The organism is Streptomyces sp. LS1784, from assembly GCF_020103755.1.
GTDB lineage: Bacteria > Actinomycetota > Actinomycetes > Streptomycetales > Streptomycetaceae > Kitasatospora.
Map to the genome: position 1 here is coordinate 1 of NZ_JAHSQD010000002.1, position 17,112 is coordinate 17,112.

The following is a 17,112-nucleotide window of genomic DNA, read 5'->3' on the forward strand; positions in this document are numbered from 1 at the left end:
CGGGTGGCGGACGCGCAGCGCCGACTCGGCGCCGCCCAGCGCGACAGCGACGAGCAGGCCCTGCGCGGTGCCGAGCAGGTCGCGCAGTCCCGGCGCCGGCTGGCCGACGTCCAGGAACGGGCGGTGGCACAGGTCGCCGCCGCCGACCGGCAGCTGGCGGCGGCGGAGCTCACGGTCACCCGCGCACACCAGGCCGCCGCGCAGGCGCAGCAGGCGCTGAACGACGCCCGGCAGCAGGCCGCGCGGACCCTGGAGGACCTGAACCGGGACGCGGCCCGGGGGCCGCTGGAGGAGCAGAAGGCGCTGCTCTCCCTGGAGCAGGCCCGTTCCCGGCTCAACCAGGTCAACGTCAGTCCGTTCTCGTCGGAGACGGACCGGCGCGAAGCCCAGATCTCCTACCAGGAGGCGGTCAACCAGCTCGAGGACGTCCGCACCCGCAACAAGCGGCTCGCCGAGGACGTCAAGAAGGCCAACCAGCAGGGCGTCGAGGGCAGCGACCAGGTCACCTCCGCGAAGGAGCAGCTGGCCCGCGCCCAGGAGGCCGAGCAGGACGCGGTCCGGGGTGTCCAGGAGGCCGAGCAGCAGGCCGCCCGGGCCCGCGTCGAGGCGGTGCGCGAGGTCCAGGACGCGCACAACGACCTCGACAAGGCGGTGCGTGAGGCGCAGCGCCAGCAGCAGCGTTCCGCCGAGCAGGTAGCGGACGCCCAGCGGGACGTCGCCCGCGCGGTGCGGGACCAGTCGCAGGCGCTGGCCTCCGCCGCTGGCGCCGCCAGCGCCGCCGAACAGGCGCTCAACGCGCTCTCCCCGGCCGGGCAGCGCTTCGCCCGGTTCATCTCCGGGACGGTGCAGCCTGCCCTGCGCGGGCTGCGGGACACCGCGCAGGAGGCGCTGCTGCCTCCACTGGAGACGGCGATCAGCCGCGGGCTGAGCCTGCTGCCGATCTTCAACCGGGCGATCGGCGACACCGGGCAGGTGCTCGGCCAGGCCGCCGTCCGGGGCGCGGAGATGGCCACGTCCGGGCCGTGGCGGGCGGACCTGGCGCAGGTCGCCTCGACCAACACGCGGGTCATCGGCTCGCTGGCGAACGCCGGCCTGAGCGCGGCCGACGGCCTGCGCAACATCACGGTCGCCGCCGCGCCGCTGCTGGAGCGCCTCGCCAGCGCCACCGAACGTGGTCTCGCCCTGGCCGCCGCGTTCATCCAGGCCCGCCGCGACGGCGGCCAGCTCGGTGCGTTCTTCCAGCGCGCCGGGGACACCGGCGCCCAGCTGTGGGGCATCCTGCGGGACATCGGCCTCGGTGTCCTCAACATCGGGCGCGCCGCCGCCCCCGCCGGACAGCAGCTCCTCAACTCTCTCGCCAACGCCGCGAGTTCCTTCCGCACGCTCACCGGCGAAGGTGAGACGCAGGCCAAGCTCGCCGGATACTTCGCCAACACCGTCCCCGTCCTCCAGGAGGTTGGGCGGCTGGTCGGCGCCCTCGGCGTCGCCTGGTTCAACTTCACCAATAACCCGGCACTCGCGCCGCTGATCGCCCGGCTGCGTACCGAGGTGCTGCCCGCGGTCATGCAGCTGGCCGGATCGCTCGGCAACGGCCAGCTGTGGGACCAGCTGCTCGGGCTGCTCAACTCCATCGTCGGCATCGCCGCCCAACTCGGCGGCCTCGGCAACACCTTGTCCGGGTTCCTGTTCGTCATCCAGGCCGTCGCCTCCGCCGTGCAGTTGCTGCTGTCGATTCCCGGCATGGGCGCCTTCGTCTCGGCGCTGCTGACGATGGCCGGCGTCGCGGGCGGCATCGTGTTCGTCTCCAATGCGATCGGCGCGGTGCGCGGCGCCCTGACCTTGCTGTCCGCCAACCCGATCATGCTGATCGTCGCCGCGGCCGCCGCCCTGGTGCTGGCGTTCACCACCGCCTACCAGAAGTCCGAGTGGTTCCGTAACGTCGTCAACGGGGCGATCGGCGGGCTCGCCGACGGCGTGCGTTACGCCCTCGACAGCATGGTCTCCTTCGCGGCCTGGTCCTGGGGCAAGCTGTCGGGGATCTTCGCCCCGCCGATCCGCTTCCTCGTTAACACCGTGTACGACAACGGGATCAGGAAGGCCTGGAACTGGATCGCCGACAGCTTCGGCCTCGGCAAGCTCCCCAGCTTCACCGTCGGGTTCGCCCGAGGCGGTGTCGTGCCCGGGTACGCGCCCGGACGCGACACCGTGCCTGCCATGCTCAGCCCGGGTGAGGGCGTACTCGTGCCGCAGGCCGTGCGCCAGCTCGGCGGCGAAGGCGGCATCACCGCCCTCAACGACGCCGCCCGCGCCGGCCGTCTCGCCGACGCCGGCGCGCCCGTGCAGGGCTTCTTCCTCGGCGGCCTCGTGGACGGCGCGGTCGACCAACTCCGCGGCTGGGCCGCCGGCGCCCTGGCCAAGGCCCTCAACCCGGTGAGGGGCTGGTTCAACTGGATGCCCGACAACGCGTGGGGCAAGATGCTGCGCGGCATGGTCAACCGGGCCGTGGACGGCGTACTGGCCTTCGTACGCGGCTACTCCACCGGGGGAGTGGTGCCCGGCTACGCGCCCGGCCAGGACAGCGCCCTGGCCCGCCTCAGCCCCGGCGAAGGCATCCTCACCCCGCAGGCCGTGCGCGGCCTCGGAGGCAGCGCCGCCGTCAGCGCGATCAACGCCGCCCGCGGGCAGCTCGCCGACAGCGCCCAGGGCGAGCGCATCGGCACCGTCATCTCGCCCGGCGCGATCGTGCAGTACATCACCAACCCGCTGCCCGAGACGCCGGGGGAGACCGTCAACAACCGGCTGCGGGCCCTCGCCAGCTTCGGCCTGTTCGACAAGGAGAGCGCCTGATGGCCCGCGAACGCTGGCTGGTGGACGGCTACGACCTCACCGACGGCCTGGTGCGCGACGTCGAGTACCGGGCCGGGCTGACCGGAACCCCGGCCGTCGTCGGCACGAACGCCAGCGTGCCCAACCGCATCGGGGAGCTGTGGCGGCCCAAGCACCACGGCCCCGGCAAGTTCACCCTCGCCCTGTGGCTGGCCCCTACCAGGGGCGGCTGGCAGGACGTCGAAGCGGCGTGGGAGGACCTGCTGCGCGTCGTCGCCCGGCCGCACCGGCTGCTCACCTTCGAGCGGCACACCGCCGCCGGCCAGGTGCGCCGCTGCGAGGGCGAGGTCCTGTCCGCGCTCACCCCGACGCCGCTGGGCCAGAGCGGCATGCGCATCAGCCTGGAGGTCAACGTGCCCGCCGGGTACTGGGTGTCCGCCGACACCAGCACCCGGGCGACCGCCCCCGGGACGCCCGTGCCCCAGGACCTGGTGCTGACCGAGTTCGCCGACGCGACCGCGCCGATGGAGCAGCTCGCCTATCTGCTCACCGGGCCGATCACCGCCCCGACCGTCACCGACACCACCGACGCAACCGGCGGCGACTCGTTCACCTACACCGGGCAGATCGGCGCCGGGCAGACCCTCACCGTGGACGCCGCCACCTGGCAGCTGACCGGCGGTGGCGGCTTCGTCCCCGACCCGGGCCGCCTGACCAACACCGGGCCCGCCTTCCTGCGCCTGGCCCCCGGCCGCCCCGGCAAGCCGCCGAGCGTGCGCCTGACCGGAACCAACACCGGGCCCACCACCCAGCTCACCGTCACCGGCCGCCGCGCCTACCTGACCTGACCGGAGAACCACCGTGGCCGTCCACCTGCGCGTCTTGAGCCCGAGCGGCAGCCTGCTCGGGCTGCTGCCCTACCCCGCCGACCTCAAGACGCAGGCCGAGCACAACGGCGTCGGCACGTTGACCTTCACCTACCCGCGCAACGCCCCGGGCGCCGGCCTGCTGTCCGGGGACGACCCGCGGCTCTCCCTCGTCATCGACGGCGTCGAGAAGCCCGAGCGGTACCTGCTGGAGGACGACGGCGACGACCCGGCCGACGACGCGGGCGAGGCCCGGCCCATCCAGGTCGGCTGCCGGGGCGCCCTCGCCCTTCTGGAGCGCGCCGTGATCTACCCGGTCGGCCACACCCCCGGCCAGGCCGTGCAGGGCCTCGACGCGCACTTCCCGTTCGTCAACGCCACCCCCGGGGTCGTCATCGCCACCCTCCTGCAGCGCGCCCAAGCCCGCGGCGCCCTGACTGAGATCACCTGGGACTTCACCTCCGCCGCCGACAGCGCCGGCCGCCCCTGGCCCACCACGTACACCGTCCAGTACGACGCCGGCGGCGACCTGCTCAAGACCGTCACCTCGATCACCGGCGCGGGGTGGGCAGACGTGCGGATGGAGGGCTACCGGCTGCGCGCCTACGTGCCCGACACCGTCTGCGCCACCGATCACCCGGGCATCGTGCTGTACCTGGGCCGGGACGTCCTCAAGGGCCCCCGGCAGCGCTCCCGCCGCTCGGTGCGTTCCCACCTGCTGGCCTCCGGCGACTCCGGCAACCTCGCCGAGGTCGTCAACCCGACCGCGGCCGCCCGATACGGACGCCGCGAGGCCTTTGACGGCCGGGGCGGCATCACCGACGCCACCACCCTCGCGGAACTCGCCCGGGTCACCCTCGGCGGCATGGGCGCCGCCTCCGAGGGCTTCACGATCGAACTCGACCCGGCCGCCACCCAGCACCGGCCCGGCATCGACTACCGGGCCGGGGACTACATCCGTTACGACCAGCGGCGCACCGACCCGGCCACGCTGGAGCCGCTGCGGGTGCGCACCATCGCCACCACGTACGACAACACCGGCCAGCCCAGCAGCAGCCTGGAACTCAACGACCTGTTCGTGGAGCAGCGCATCCGGGTGCAGCGGCAGCTGGATGCCCTCACCAACGGCTCGGCGACCGCCTCCCGTACCCCGCTGCCGCCGCTCGGCGACCGCAACGACACCGTCGCCCCCAAGGCCCCGGACGCGGTGCTGCTCGGCTCCTGGGCCTACCTGGACCGGGGCGGGCAGCAGCACGCCGCGCTGGCGGTGTCCTGGCCCGCGGTGACGCAGAACGCCGACGGCACCGTGTACGACGACGCCGGCAACTACTACGTCTCCTACCTGCTGCCCGGCCTGCGGATCGCGGGGCAGGACCCCCAGTGGTCCCCGGAGCAGGCGGTCAACGGCACCATCGCCCACTACGACCAGCTGCCGGCCGGGCAGCGCGTCCAGGCCCGGGTGCGCACCGTGGACGCCTCCGGGAACTCCTCCACCTGGCGGCTGTCGGAGGAGACCATCCTCGCCAGCGACACCACCCCGCCCCCGGTGCCGTCGAAGCCAGCGGTGACCTCGCTGATCGGCGCGCTGCGGGCGGTGTGGGACGGGCGAGGGGCGCAGGGCGAGGAAATGCCCGCGGACTTCGCCGAGGTGGAGGTGCACGCCTCCAGGGCAGCCGGGTTCGCCCCCAGCGCGGCGACGATCGTCGACCGGCTCGCCGGAGCGGCGGCCGCCCCGATCACCGGCCTGTCCTACGGCACCACCTACTACATCAAGTTCGTCGCCCGCGACCGGGCGGGCAACGCCTCGCAGCCCTCTGCCGAGGCCTCCGCCGTTCCGACCGTCGTCATCAGGTCCGACCTCGCCGACCAGATCATCGGGACCGCCCAGCTCGCCGATGCCACGATCATCGGCGCGAAGATCGCGCTCGCCACCATCCAGGACGCCAACATCGGCACCGTCTCCGCGAGCAAGCTGACCGTCGGCAAGCTCAACGCGGACGTCACGGTCTCCGCGCGCATCAAGACCGCCGACACCGGCGCGAGGGTGGAGCTCAACTCCGCTGGCATCGAGGCGTGGAACGCCAACGGCGTGAAGACCGTCTCCGTCTCCGCGACCACCGGCGACGTGCGGATCGTCGGCGGCCTGTCCAGCGGAACCACCGGGCAGCGCATCGAGATCAACCCCGGCGGGGGCCTCCCGGAGATCCGCTTCTTCCCCACCAACGGCAACAACTACGCCTTCGTCAACGCGGTCGGTGGAAGCAACGGCGCGGCGTACATCGGGCTGAACAGCGGCACCTTCCAGCACAACGGGCAGTCGACGGCCTACCGGCTCTACCTGACCGAGTACATGTCGGCGCTGGAGACGATCCGCACCGACACCCAGAGGCCGTGGGGCGGCACGGTCCGGATGAACGCGAGCCAAGGTGCCGCGCTCGCGTACATGGTCGAGGACTCGGTCAAGGGCTACGTGGTCGCTGCGGATTCAGGCGTCCAGATCGGCCGGAGCAACGACCGGGGCGGCAACACCGAACTGTGGATCGACGCCACGACCCTCCAGTACAAGGGCACTTTCCTGAACTACTGGTACGCCGAGCCGGACCGCGGGCTGTTCACCGGCACGGTCGGGATGACCAACTGGACGTCCATGTCGCTCTCCTACGGGCCGACGATGCAATCCGCGATGGTGCCGATCGTGACCCTGCGGGACTGGCAAGCCGTGAGGGCCTGGCAGGTCACCGCATCCAGCCTCACCGGCTTCACCACCACCCTCGCCTCCGCCAGCAGCGACGGCTCCGTCGGCTTCTGGTGCTACCGCATCTGACACGAACGGGGAGCAACCATGCCCGAGGAGTACCGGGTACTCGAAGCGGCCCAGATCAATGTCGGGCCGACGCAGTGCTGGGCCGTGCGCCAGCAACGGCCGGACGGGGACCACCACGTCACCGTTTTCCCGACCACCTCGCTGGAGTGGCGGGCCGCCGAGTACGACATCGACCACACCACCCCGGACGGCATCGACATGATCCTCGACATGCTGCTCCACGAGCCGTGGATTCCAGACCCGCTGGAGCAGCGCAGCGCCGACCCGGCCGCCGCAAAGAGCTTCGCCGTCGGGGAGCCGGCGCCCGTCACCCTGCACAACGCGCCCGACCGGGCCACCGCCCGGCAGGCCCACCTCGAACGGATCGCCCACACCAAGCGGACCCGTGTCGCCGTCACGGCCGGACCCACCGCGGGCACGCGCCGCGCGGCAGCGGCGAAGCCCGCGCCGGATCCGCTCGACATCATCCGGCGCCACCACGGCATCACCCCGGAGGGAGTGGCCGCGAAGACGGAGATCGTGGAGCAGACCCGCCGGCAAGTCGCCCAGCCCCGCCCGCCCGTCGAGGAGGAGACGACCCGCGTCAACCCGGACGCCTTCACCACACCGGTGTGGGACGCCGCGGTGCCCCGCCGTGACGAGGCGCAACGCATCGGAGAGGACGCGGCATGACCGACGGCCCCACCCCCGAACAGCTCGACCGTCTGCTCAGCACCGCCGACCGGCGCCGGCTCACCCCTGCCGAAGCCGCCCTGCTCCGGACTGGCGTCCAGCGCCTGCGGAAGACAGCCGACTGCACCCGGCCGGCCACCAGCGACACCACCAACCCGACGAAGTGAACGGAGCCCCCGCCACCATGGAGCACAACACCCAGCCCATCACCGTGGACGCCGAGCTGTACATCGCCCGGCTGCGCAACCAGATGGCCGAGGCCTGGGGGCACGCGCAGGCGGAACTCGCTCTCGCCCGCGAGGAGATCGCCGTACGCACTGCGCGGGAAGCCGACCTGGAACGGCGGATCGCCGAGCTCGAATCCACCATCGCCGAACTGCGCGGAACCTCGACGCGACCGTAGACACCGCCGCGCCCTACCGTCCCCGGCTGTGGAACGGGACCCGGACGACCAGCAGCCTCCCGCTGGCCGACGACACCGACGGAGGACCAGATGGAGCGAGATCACCGGGTGGAAGTCGATCCGGGACCTGGTCCTGTTCCTGCTCGGAGCGGCGGTGATCGTGCGGGAGGCGTGGACGCCGCCGGCCGACCCGAGCGTGATCATCACGGGCCTGACCCTCGCGGGGTTGCCCGCCGCGCTGTCAAGGGACGAACGGCCGCCGCGCGAGTAGCCCCGCGCGCCGGCCTCCTGGCCCGATACCGGTTCACCGCCGGCTACCTGGCCGCCGCCGGCGTCGCGTTCGTCGCGACCTGGCCGCTCTGAGCGCCAAGCCCGCCCATCACCAGCACCAGGAGACGACCGTGAACATCCTGAACGACACCGAGGCGTGGGGCCTGCTGCTCGGCGCCGTCACCCCCTGGGCGACCGCGCTCGTCCAGCAGCCGCACTGGACCAAGCCGGTGCGCGCCGTCGTCGGGGCCGTGGCCTCCGGCATCGTCGGCATCGTCACCGTCCTCGCCCGCGGGGACATCGCCCACGCGCAGACCGCCTTGACCACCGTCGCCCTTGCCGTTGTGGCCTCCAAGACGTTCTACGACGGCCTGTGGCAGCATGCCGGCGCCGGAGCGCTGGAGCGTGCGACCGCCCCGGACCGCCGGTCCGGTTGGTAGCCGGCCCTGTGTCTGCGGCCGGCGCTACCCTAGAGTGATGATGTGGCCGCCGGGCCGACCGGCCGTGTGCTCTGGCAACAAGCCCTTCGGGGCTGTCTCCTATCAAGGGGAGCACGCGGACCCGGGCGGCTTCGCAACCCGCGGGCCCGGCGGCCACACTTCCTAATCTCCCTGATCCGCAGCCGATTTGGCCACGTGGTGGGTGTTCCCACGCAGGCCGGGCTGACGTGAGTGTGGAGGCAGGCAGCCACACCGGGGCCTGCGAACCCCGGTGCCGCCACGGAGACAAGGAAGGCACCCTGAGGTGACAGCAGCAGCTCAGCGAACACCCCCCGCGACCGAACCGGTCACCCCGCTGACGGACAACCGCGCGGAGATGACCATCGAGACGGCCGACCAGGTCCTGGAGATCACCGGCGAGCAGCGGTTCTGGACGAAGGCCCAGCGGGCCGCTCTCGCCGCCATCGGCCTCGCGCACGCCCCGACGCACGACCTCGTCGCGTTCTTCCACATCTGCAAGTCGACCGGCTTGGACCCCTTCCGCCGCGAGATCTACTACATCCAGCGCAAGCGCAAGGTGCAGGGCCAAGAGGAGCTGTACTACACCGCGCAGACCGGCATCGACGGGTTCCGGCACATTGGGCAGCGCACCGGCCGGTTCATCCGCCGCGTCGGCCCGTTCTGGACCGGCCCCGAAGACGACCCGACATGGTGGGTTCGGGGCGAGGACGGCATCAACCGCCGTCGCTGGGTTGACGTGTGGCTCCACGACCACCCGCCCGCCGCCGCGATGTGCCGCATCGAACACCGCAGCATCGCCGGAGACGAGACGGTCACCCAAGCCGTCGCCCTCTTCTCCGAGTTCGCCGTCGGCAAGGACGAGTGGCAGGACGACCCGCGCACGGGCAGAGGAGTCAAAACCGGACGGCGCATCCTGACCGGCCTGTGGCCGACCATGGGCGCCCACATGATCGGCAAGGTGGCCGAAGCCCAGGCATGGCGCATCGCATTCCCCCGCGAGCTGGTGAACATCTACGAGCACACCGAGATGGAGCAAGCCGACGCTGCTCAGCGCGAACTGGAACGCGAGGCAGCAGCGGCGCGCCGACGCGAGGCCCGATCCCAGGAACAGCCCGGTGCCGTCATCCCCGGCACGGTGGTCAGCGCCTCCACCACCGAGACGGCCGACAGAGCCACCGGGCCAGGGGCGTCCGAGAGGGAGCCGGACGCGACCTCGGCGGAACCGGCTGACGAGCCCCCCACCGCAGATGAGCTGCGCGAGGAACTGCGCGCCTACGCCTCCGTGATGGGCAGCACCGTCGCCAAGATCACCTACCGATGGCGGAAGGCGACCGGGACCAGCCTCAACGAGGCAACCGGTGGGCAGCTCGCTGTTCTGCTCGCCGAGCTGCGCCCCTACGTTCTGTCCGCGCTGGGGTCCCACCCCGAGGCGGCCGAGCACGTCGAGGCAGGCGGCCTGCTGATCCGGCTCGACCCGGACGCCACCGTGTGGAGCAGAGAGGACGCCCGCGAGGGCTAGCCCGCTTCCGCTGCCCACTCCACCCGCAGGGCCGCGCCCCGGCGGCGCGGCCCTGCGGCCTGCCCACACGGACACCTCATGCAGCCCCTCATCGAGCAAGCCCGCACACTAGCCCGCGCCCGTCTCATCGGGCCCAGCCCTCTCCCCTGCCGCTGCGGCGCGCCCCGTCACGCGCACCGGGGACAGAAACGCTCCGGCGGCCACACCTCCACCAGCTGCGCCCGCTACCGCCGCGACCCCGCGGACGTGCTCCTCGAACGCGCCCAAGCGGCAGCCCACGCCCGGCTCGGCGAAGACCTCGCCGCATCCGAGCGAGGCGGCCGCCGCCGCCGCTCCCGCCGCCCCAAGCAGCCCGGCCAGTGGTCGATCGGCGCCTCCGACACCAGTTCCTGCCGCCGCGCGATCTGGTACCGGGAGAACCCGCCACCCGGCTACGTCCCGGCCCCTGTGGACCGGCGCGCAGCCCGGGCCGGAACCCTGATCCACGACTCGGTGTCCCGCCGCCGGCGCGCCCTCTACCCGTGGCGGCTGTACGAGCAGTCCGTCACCCTGCCGGGCCTGGACCGGCCGAGCCGCTACGACGAGTACGACCCGGTCACCGGCGTCCTGTACGACTACAAGACCGCCGGAGACTGGAAGTGGGCGGTCGTCGGTGACGACGGCCCGCCCGAGACGGAGTGGGACCAGACACAGCTCTACGCTCTCGCCCTGCACCTCGCTGGCGAGGCGGTGACCGAGGTGAGGATCATCTACTTCGAGCGCAAGAGCGGCGAGGACGAGGAGTTCACCCGGCCGTTCGACGAGCAGGCCGCCCGGCGGGCGCTCGGCCGGTTGACCGCGATCGCCACGGCCCTCGACCTGGGCACCGCCCTGCCCCGGGACCGGTCCGGGCCGAGTACCGACGTGATCTGCAAACGCTTTTGCCCGGCCCGCACCCACTGCTGGGGCATGGTCGAGGCCCAGGCCGCCGGACGCTCCCCGGAGTCGTACACCCTGGTGACCGACAGGTCCGACATCGAATGGGCCCTCGGCGAGTACGACAGGCACCGCGCCGCGAAGTCCGCCGCCGAGAAGGCGCAGAACGTTGCCCGAGTGCTGCTCGACGGCGTGGCTCCCGACACCTACGGCGAGTTCGAGTACGTGCGCACCGCCGGGCGTCTCAAGGCCCCTGAGCCGGACATCGCTGCGCGGGTGCGGCAGCTGGAGGCGTTCTGGGACCTCCCGCCCAGCGAGCGCCCGGCACTCCACGAACTCGACTACCCCACCAAGCGGACCCGCACATCCGGCAGTACCCAGGTCCGCCGGGTACGCGCGGCCAAGCGGGGAGCGCCGCCGCGTGGAAGCCAGTAAGGACGCCAAACGCTGCGCGCATCGATCTCCCCGGTTAGGCGCTCCCGCGCGCGCCCGGCCGGGCCGATGAGGCCAGCGCAGCGGCCCCACTGTCCGTCGGTCGAACTAACGTCCGCCTATCGCAGGCACGTTGAGAGGAACACCGTGACCAGCCCGTACGACCCCGCGCCCCACGCGCCTCGCTCGCCCTGGTTCACCGAGAGGCCGCCCGCTCCCCAGCCCGCCGCGCCCCTCGTACCGGCGCGGCCCGCCGGGGACGGCGGCGCGCCGATCTACGAACAGCTCGTCGCCGAGTTCGGCGACCCGTTCAGCCTGATCGGCCCGATCCACTCCCGCTACCCGCGCCGACGTCTCTCCGGCCCTGCCGGGAACTGAACCCCCACCTCAGGACCGGAAGTTGCTCGGCGCGACCTAAGCCCCGGCGGCGGCCTAGGTTCCCCGCTCATGGCAGCCCCCCGCTACATCGACTACATGCCGCTGGACGCGATCCAGCCCGCCGCCCGAAACCCGAAAGGGCACGACGACGACGGGCTGGACCGCTCCGTCGAACAGTTCGACTTCACCGAGCCCGGCCTGCTGGACGAGCGCACCGACCGGCTGGTGGCCGGCCACGGCCGCTACGAGACCCTCGTCCGCCGCCGCGACGCGGGCAAGGCAGCCCCGGACGGCGTGGTCGTCACCGACGACGGCACATGGACCGTACCGGTCGTGCGCGGATGGGCATCCCGCGACGACGCCCACGCCGAGGCCTACCTGATCGCCTCCAACCACCTGACCACCGTCGGCGGCTGGGACGGCGAGGACCTGGCCGCGATGCTGTCCGACCTGGAGCAGGTCGACCCGGCGCTGTTTGTTGCCACCGGCTTCGACCACGCCCAGATCGACGCCATGCTCGCCGAGGTCACCCCGGGCGGCCCGGCCGACGACGCGAACGACGCGGACGACGACGGCGCCGACGAGCCCGAGCAGATCAACCGCGGCGACCTCCTGGCCCTGGCCGGCGTCACCGTCGGGGAGCCCGAGCACCAGGTCGAGACCGGGCAGGTGTGGGAGCTCGGTGACCACCGCCTCGTCGTCGCCGAGGTCTTCGACGGCTGGCCCACATGGACCCCGCTGCTCATCGAGGGCAGCCTCTTCCTGCCCTACCCCACTCCGCTCGCCCCCTTCGCGGACCGCGCCGTCGGCCGACGCCTGGTGATGGTGCAGCCCGAGCGCTACCTGGCCGGTCACCTCCTGGACAAGTGGGCGCGCATCAGCGGGCAGGCGCCCACACTCCGGGACGAGTCGTGACGACCGTCTTGCCGACCGCCGGAGGCACCTTCGACCAGGCGGAGCGGCCCATCTACTTCACCGCGGGCGGAGGCGAGTTCAACGCGGGCCCGCACGTGCTGACGGCCGTCAACGAGCTGATGGGCGAAGCCGAGGAGCAGCGGCTGCGCGACCTGCTGGACGCCGGCTGCCGCGTCCTGCTGGACAGCGGCATCTTCTGGCTCACCAACCGGCACAGCCGGGCCCACGGCGTCTCCATGGACGAAGCGCTCGCGCTGCCGCCCGAGAGCATCGACGGGTTCGAGGAACTGCGCGAGCGGTACGTCTACCTGGCCCGCACGTACGGCGACTGGCTGTGGGGCTACATCGAGCTGGACCAGGGCGGCCTGCTGCACAAGCGGGCGCAGCGGGCGGCCCTGCACGACCTCGGCCTGTCGCCGATCCCCGTGTACCACCCGCTGGTGGACGGCTGGGACTACTTCGACGAGTTGGCCGGGCGGTACGACCGGATCTGCGTGGGCAACATCGTGCAAGCCTCCGGCCCGGTGCGGCTGCGACTGCTGCACACGATCTGGGAGCGCCGCCAGAAGTACCCGCATCTGTGGATTCACGCGCTCGGCCTGACCGCCAACGAGTGGTGCCTGCCGCTGGCCCCGGACTCCTGCGACTCCTCCTCCTGGCTGGCCCCGCTGCGCTGGAACCACCAGCGAATCGAGACCTCGATGCTGCGCCGTGTCGGCAACCTGCCCGCCGGCTTCCGCTACGCCCCTGGCGACAGCACCTCCTACCAGGCCGCCGCCCGGCTGTGCGCGGACGCCGCGACGGCTCTGGGCACCTGCTGGAGGCACGCCGCCCACCGCGTCCAGGAGCTGACCGGTGCCCCCGGCGGCACCGTTCTGGAAGGGGTGCAGCGATGAGCCCGAGCAGCCAGCCCGCCGCGGTGAAGCGCACCGGCGGTGGCGCGTTCGACCCGGCCGACCGGCACCTGTACTTTGCCGCCGGCGACTCCGAGCACTACCCGCACCACGTGCTGCTGGCCACCAACGACCTGCTGACCGCCGGGCACGAACGCAGGCTCGTCGCCCTGCTGGACGCCGGGCACCGCGTCCTGCTGGACTCGGGGATCTTCTGGCTGACCAACCAGTACAAGCGGGCCCACCCCGGCATCTCCATGGACGAGGCCCTGCGCCTCGCCCCCGAAGACATCGACGGCTTCGATGACCTGTACGCCCGGTACGTCGAACTGGTGCAGCGCCACGGCGACCGGTTGTGGGGCTACATCGAGCTCGACCAGGGCGGCCGGGACAACAAGATCCGCACCCGCGCCCGCCTCGAGGGCGAAGGCCTCGCGCCGATCCCCGTCTACCACCCGCTGGTGGACGGCTGGGACTACTTCGATGAGCTCGCCCAGCAGTACGACCGGATCTGCTTCGGCAACGTCGTCCAGGCGCCCGCGCCGGTGCGGCTGCGCCTGCTGCACACCCTGTGGGAACGCCACCGCCAGTACCCCGACCTGTGGGTGCACGTCCTCGGCCTGACGGTCAACGAATGGTGCCTGGCCGTCCCGCCGGACTCCTGCGACTCCTCCACCTGGCTCGGCCCGCTGCGCTGGCCCGACGTACGGATCGACTCCGCGCTGCTGCGCAAGGTCGGTGTGATCGACCGCGGCTTCGCGTACGACCTCGACCAGCCGGCCCACCCCACCCGCGGCCGTACCGCCTGCTGCCTGATGTGCGCGCAGACCGTCGATGCCACCACCAGCGTGTGGCGCCTCGCCCGCACCACCCGCGACGAGCTGCTCGGCCAGCCGTCCTACCCGCCCCTCACCGAACCGGAGGCACGAACCTCGTGAAGTCAACTGTCAGCGTCTGGACCAAGGTCCAGCTGCCCGGATTCCACCACTGGCCCGGCGCGCCCGAGCACCGCTCCTACCTGCGGGCCCGGCACCGGCACCTGTTCCACATCACGGTCGGTGTCGCCGTCGCGCACGACGAACGCGACACCGAGTTCCACGACCTCGGCGACCTGATCCGCGGCTGGTGGGGCCCGGGCGCCCGCGAGTGCGGGGCGGCCTCGTGCGAAACCCTGGCCCGCACTCTCGCCGAGCACCTGAGCAGCGTTGGCCTGCGGGTGACGATGAGCGCGGTGTCCGAGGACGGCGAGGCCGGCGCGGTCGTGCACCTGGCCGAGACGGGGGAGCAGCAGTGAGCCGCCACAGTGTCACCGTCCGCCACAACTTCGAGACAGCGCACCGGCTGCCGCACCTCGCCGGGAAGTGCGAGAACCTGCACGGGCACTCCTGGGTGGTCGAGGTCACCGTGTCCGCTCCAGTGCTGGCGGCCGGCACCGTCGTGGAGTTCGGCGCGTTCAAGCGGGCTCTGCGGGAGTGGATCGACACCTTTCTCGACCACGGCACCATGCTCGGGGCCAGCGACCCGCTCGCCCCGGTCCTCGCCGGGCAGGGCAGCAAGCTGTTCCGCTTCGGTGCCGAGGATCCGACCGAGCAGGAGCAGCACGCCGCCGGTCTCGGCTGGCCGAGCGTGGAGGCCGTCGCTGAACTGCTCGGCCGCGTTGCCACGGAGGCCCTGCACACCCTGCCCCGCGCCGCGGGCGCGTACGTCTCCCACGTCGGCGTGTCCGAGACCGCCGTCAACGCCGCCTCCTGGACGGCGGCCCCGTGAGCGCCCTCGTCGTCCCCGACGCCGGCCTGCCCGTCGCCGAGATCTTCGGGCCCACCATCCAGGGAGAAGGGCCGACCGCCGGCCAGCGGGCCCTGTTCCTGCGCCTGGGCGGCTGCAACCTCAGCTGCGACTGGTGCGACACCCCGTACACCTGGGACGGCCAGCGGTACAACCTGCGCAAGGAGATCGGCCGCGTCCCGGTCGTCGAACTCGCCGAGTGGGCAGCCGAGCACCCGCACGCGATCGTCGTCATCACCGGTGGCGAGCCGCTGCTGCACCAGCGCACCGATGCCTGGCGCTCGCTGATGGCCGTGCTGCGCTACACCACCCGCCGCGTCGAGATCGAGACCAACGGCACCCTCGCGCCGCAGCACGTCAGCCTCGGCGTGCCGCGGCTGACCTTCAACGTCAGCGCCAAGCTGGCGAACTCCGGCATGCCGGAGGAGCGGCGGATCAAGCCGGACGCCCTGGAGGTCTTCGCCGGCCTCGCCCACCGCGGCCGCGCCCGCTTCAAGTTCGTCGCCGCCGGCCCGGATGACCTCGAGGAGATCGCCGACCTGGTCGAGCGCTTCCACCTTCCTCCGCACGCGACCTGGGTGATGCCCGAAGGGACCACCGCCGAGCGCACCATCGAGGTCGCCCGGGCCCTGGCCGACGACGTGATCGCGCGCAACTGGAACCTGACGATGCGGCAGCACGTGCTGCTGTGGCCTGGAGAACGCAACCGATGACCACCCCCGCCAACACCGCCGACCTGGTCCGCGCGGCCGAGCACGCCGCCGGTCTGCTCGCCGCCCTCGGCATCCCGTGCGACACCGAGTCCACCGCGGCCACCCCTCGCCGCATGGCCAAGGCCCTCGCAGAGCTGACCGCCGGCGTGTGCCTGGACCCGGCCCGGCACCTTGCCGTCACCTTCCCCCCGGAAGGAGAACGGGCAGGGCTGATCGCCGCCGTCGACGTGCCCTTCACCGCGCTCTGCGAGCACCACATGCTGCCGTTCACGGGCCGGGCCACCGTCGCCTACCTGCCGGCCCCCGGAGCCCGCATCGTCGGCCTGTCCAAGCTCGCCCGCCTCGTCCAGGAGTTCGCGGCCCGCCCGCAGGTCCAGGAACGGCTCGGCCAGCAGGTCGTAGATGCCCTCGGCGCGCACCTCGACATCCAGGGCGCGGCGTGCCTGATCCGCTCCCAGCACGCCTGCATGACGGCCCGCGGTGCCCGCGCGCACGGGGCCGCGATGGTCACCAGCCACCTGACCGGGGCCCTCCACGCCGCCCCGGCGCGGCGTGTCGAAGTGCTCGCGCTCGCGCCGCCACCAGCCTGACAGGGAACGGGAGTTGTGCCCAAGAGCCCGTTCGCGCGGGAGGATGGCAGGGCCAGGCCGGGACCGCGAATCCCGGCCGCCCACACCAAGGAGACGACGATGCTGCTCAGGGTTCCTGCTGACCTTCCCGCCACCGCGCTGCGGGTCGGCGACCTTCGCGGGTTTCTGGGGGTGATGCCCGACGACCTGCTGGTGGCCGCCGACTGTCCGGGGCAGGGCGGCCCGGTCCGTGTCCCGCTGGGGTGGCCGGTGAAGGCGTCGGTGCGCGACGAGTCCGGCCGCCGCGTGCCGGTGGTCGCCCTGCCCCAGGTCGGTATCGACGACGGGCAGGCCATGACGGTGTCGCGCCTGTACTACCGGCTCGCGGACCTGCCTGCGGACGCGCTTGTGGTGACGGTCTGGGAGGTTGACGACGGCCCCCGACAGACCACGATCGGCACCCCCCAGTTCGGCGACCTCATCAACGAGGCCTCCGGGCTCACGATCCGGGCGGTCGTCCTGTCCGCCGTCCTCAGCGGCGCGACCGGCACGGCGTACGACGAGATCACCTACAACCTCGGCTGGGAGTAGCTCGAAGGCCCGACAGGCCAACTGGGCACCTAGTAACGTTACTAGGTGCCCAGCTCGGCGTTGAGGCCTGCTTCTCAGCG

At 72.4% G+C, this 17,112-nt stretch carries 19 protein-coding genes; all 19 read left to right on the forward strand.

The features are described from left to right. A partial coding sequence (locus KS423_RS00385; protein WP_224273263.1) for a hypothetical protein occupies positions 1–2,847 on the forward strand: 2,847 nt, incomplete at its 5' end. Beyond that, positions 2,847–3,674 carry a hypothetical protein gene (locus tag KS423_RS00390; RefSeq protein ID WP_224273266.1) on the forward strand — a complete coding sequence of 276 codons (828 nt, stop codon included), beginning with the start codon at positions 2,847–2,849 and terminating at the stop codon, positions 3,672–3,674. The genes KS423_RS00385 and KS423_RS00390, both read left to right, overlap by 1 nt. 13 nt (positions 3,675–3,687) lie before the next feature. Continuing rightward, positions 3,688–6,516: a hypothetical protein gene (locus KS423_RS47085; RefSeq protein ID WP_263454323.1), complete on the forward strand. Its 2,829-nt coding sequence runs from the start codon at positions 3,688–3,690 to the stop codon at positions 6,514–6,516. Positions 6,517–6,534: 18 nt separating this feature from the next. Further along, entirely contained in the window at positions 6,535–7,188 is a 654-nt protein-coding gene (locus KS423_RS00400) for a hypothetical protein (RefSeq protein WP_224273268.1), read from the forward strand. After that, entirely contained in the window at positions 7,185–7,355 is a 171-nt protein-coding gene (locus KS423_RS00405) for a hypothetical protein (RefSeq protein ID WP_224273284.1), read from the forward strand. Before KS423_RS00400 ends, KS423_RS00405 begins: the two co-directional genes overlap by 4 nt. Then, positions 7,352–7,591 (forward strand): hypothetical protein, encoded by a 240-nt coding sequence (locus KS423_RS00410; protein ID WP_224273286.1) that lies wholly within the window; start codon positions 7,352–7,354, stop codon positions 7,589–7,591. The genes KS423_RS00405 and KS423_RS00410 overlap by 4 nt, the downstream gene beginning before the upstream one ends. Positions 7,592–7,619: 28 nt before the next feature. Then, positions 7,620–7,862, forward strand: a complete 243-nt coding sequence (locus KS423_RS00415) for a hypothetical protein (RefSeq protein ID WP_224273288.1) — start codon at positions 7,620–7,622, stop codon at positions 7,860–7,862. A gap of 130 nt (positions 7,863–7,992) precedes the next feature. Further along, positions 7,993–8,301 carry a hypothetical protein gene (locus KS423_RS00420; RefSeq protein ID WP_224273290.1) on the forward strand — a complete coding sequence of 103 codons (309 nt, stop codon included), beginning with the start codon at positions 7,993–7,995 and terminating at the stop codon, positions 8,299–8,301. Positions 8,302–8,605: 304 nt separating this feature from the next. Further along, entirely contained in the window at positions 8,606–9,841 is a 1,236-nt protein-coding gene (locus KS423_RS00425) for a recombinase RecT (RefSeq protein WP_224273292.1), read from the forward strand. Between the two features lie 246 nt (positions 9,842–10,087). Next, positions 10,088–11,191, forward strand: a complete 1,104-nt coding sequence (locus tag KS423_RS00430) for a hypothetical protein (RefSeq protein ID WP_224273294.1) — start codon at positions 10,088–10,090, stop codon at positions 11,189–11,191. Between the two features lie 144 nt (positions 11,192–11,335). Next, positions 11,336–11,566 (forward strand): hypothetical protein, encoded by a 231-nt coding sequence (locus KS423_RS00435; protein ID WP_224273296.1) that lies wholly within the window; start codon positions 11,336–11,338, stop codon positions 11,564–11,566. A gap of 69 nt (positions 11,567–11,635) precedes the next feature. After that, positions 11,636–12,481, forward strand: a complete 846-nt coding sequence (locus KS423_RS00440) for a hypothetical protein (protein ID WP_224273298.1) — start codon at positions 11,636–11,638, stop codon at positions 12,479–12,481. Continuing rightward, positions 12,478–13,377, forward strand: coding sequence for a hypothetical protein (locus tag KS423_RS00445; protein WP_224273300.1), 900 nt, complete (start codon positions 12,478–12,480; stop codon positions 13,375–13,377). The genes KS423_RS00440 and KS423_RS00445 overlap by 4 nt, the downstream gene beginning before the upstream one ends. Further along, on the forward strand, positions 13,374–14,312 hold the full coding sequence (locus KS423_RS00450) for a hypothetical protein (RefSeq protein WP_224273302.1): 939 nt from the start codon (positions 13,374–13,376) through the stop codon (positions 14,310–14,312). Before KS423_RS00445 ends, KS423_RS00450 begins: the two co-directional genes overlap by 4 nt. After that, entirely contained in the window at positions 14,309–14,668 is a 360-nt protein-coding gene (locus tag KS423_RS47825; protein WP_224273304.1) for a hypothetical protein, read from the forward strand. The genes KS423_RS00450 and KS423_RS47825 overlap by 4 nt, the downstream gene beginning before the upstream one ends. Continuing rightward, positions 14,665–15,141, forward strand: coding sequence for a 6-carboxytetrahydropterin synthase (locus tag KS423_RS47830; RefSeq protein WP_224273314.1), 477 nt, complete (start codon positions 14,665–14,667; stop codon positions 15,139–15,141). Before KS423_RS47825 ends, KS423_RS47830 begins: the two co-directional genes overlap by 4 nt. Beyond that, positions 15,138–15,872: a 7-carboxy-7-deazaguanine synthase QueE gene (locus tag KS423_RS00465; protein ID WP_224273323.1), complete on the forward strand. Its 735-nt coding sequence runs from the start codon at positions 15,138–15,140 to the stop codon at positions 15,870–15,872. The genes KS423_RS47830 and KS423_RS00465 overlap by 4 nt, the downstream gene beginning before the upstream one ends. Further along, a complete protein-coding gene (gene folE, locus KS423_RS00470; RefSeq protein WP_224273325.1) occupies positions 15,869–16,462 on the forward strand; it encodes a GTP cyclohydrolase I in 594 nt (197 codons plus the stop codon). The genes KS423_RS00465 and folE overlap by 4 nt, the downstream gene beginning before the upstream one ends. Positions 16,463–16,561: 99 nt before the next feature. Next, entirely contained in the window at positions 16,562–17,032 is a 471-nt protein-coding gene (locus KS423_RS00475) for a hypothetical protein (protein WP_224273327.1), read from the forward strand. The last annotated feature ends 80 nt before the right edge of the window (positions 17,033–17,112 follow it).

What these genes read in the sequence shown, in the direction of transcription:
- KS423_RS00390 (WP_224273266.1), top strand. Translation starts at nt 2,847, where the DNA reads ATGGCCCGCGAACGCTGGCTGGTGGACGGCTACGACCTCACCGACGGC.
- KS423_RS00400 (WP_224273268.1), top strand. Translation starts at nt 6,535, where the DNA reads ATGCCCGAGGAGTACCGGGTACTCGAAGCGGCCCAGATCAATGTCGGG.
- KS423_RS00405 (WP_224273284.1), top strand. Translation starts at nt 7,185, where the DNA reads ATGACCGACGGCCCCACCCCCGAACAGCTCGACCGTCTGCTCAGCACC.
- KS423_RS00440 (WP_224273298.1), top strand. Translation starts at nt 11,636, where the DNA reads ATGGCAGCCCCCCGCTACATCGACTACATGCCGCTGGACGCGATCCAG.
- KS423_RS00450 (WP_224273302.1), top strand. Translation starts at nt 13,374, where the DNA reads ATGAGCCCGAGCAGCCAGCCCGCCGCGGTGAAGCGCACCGGCGGTGGC.
- folE (WP_224273325.1), top strand. Translation starts at nt 15,869, where the DNA reads ATGACCACCCCCGCCAACACCGCCGACCTGGTCCGCGCGGCCGAGCAC.
- KS423_RS00475 (WP_224273327.1), top strand. Translation starts at nt 16,562, where the DNA reads ATGCTGCTCAGGGTTCCTGCTGACCTTCCCGCCACCGCGCTGCGGGTC.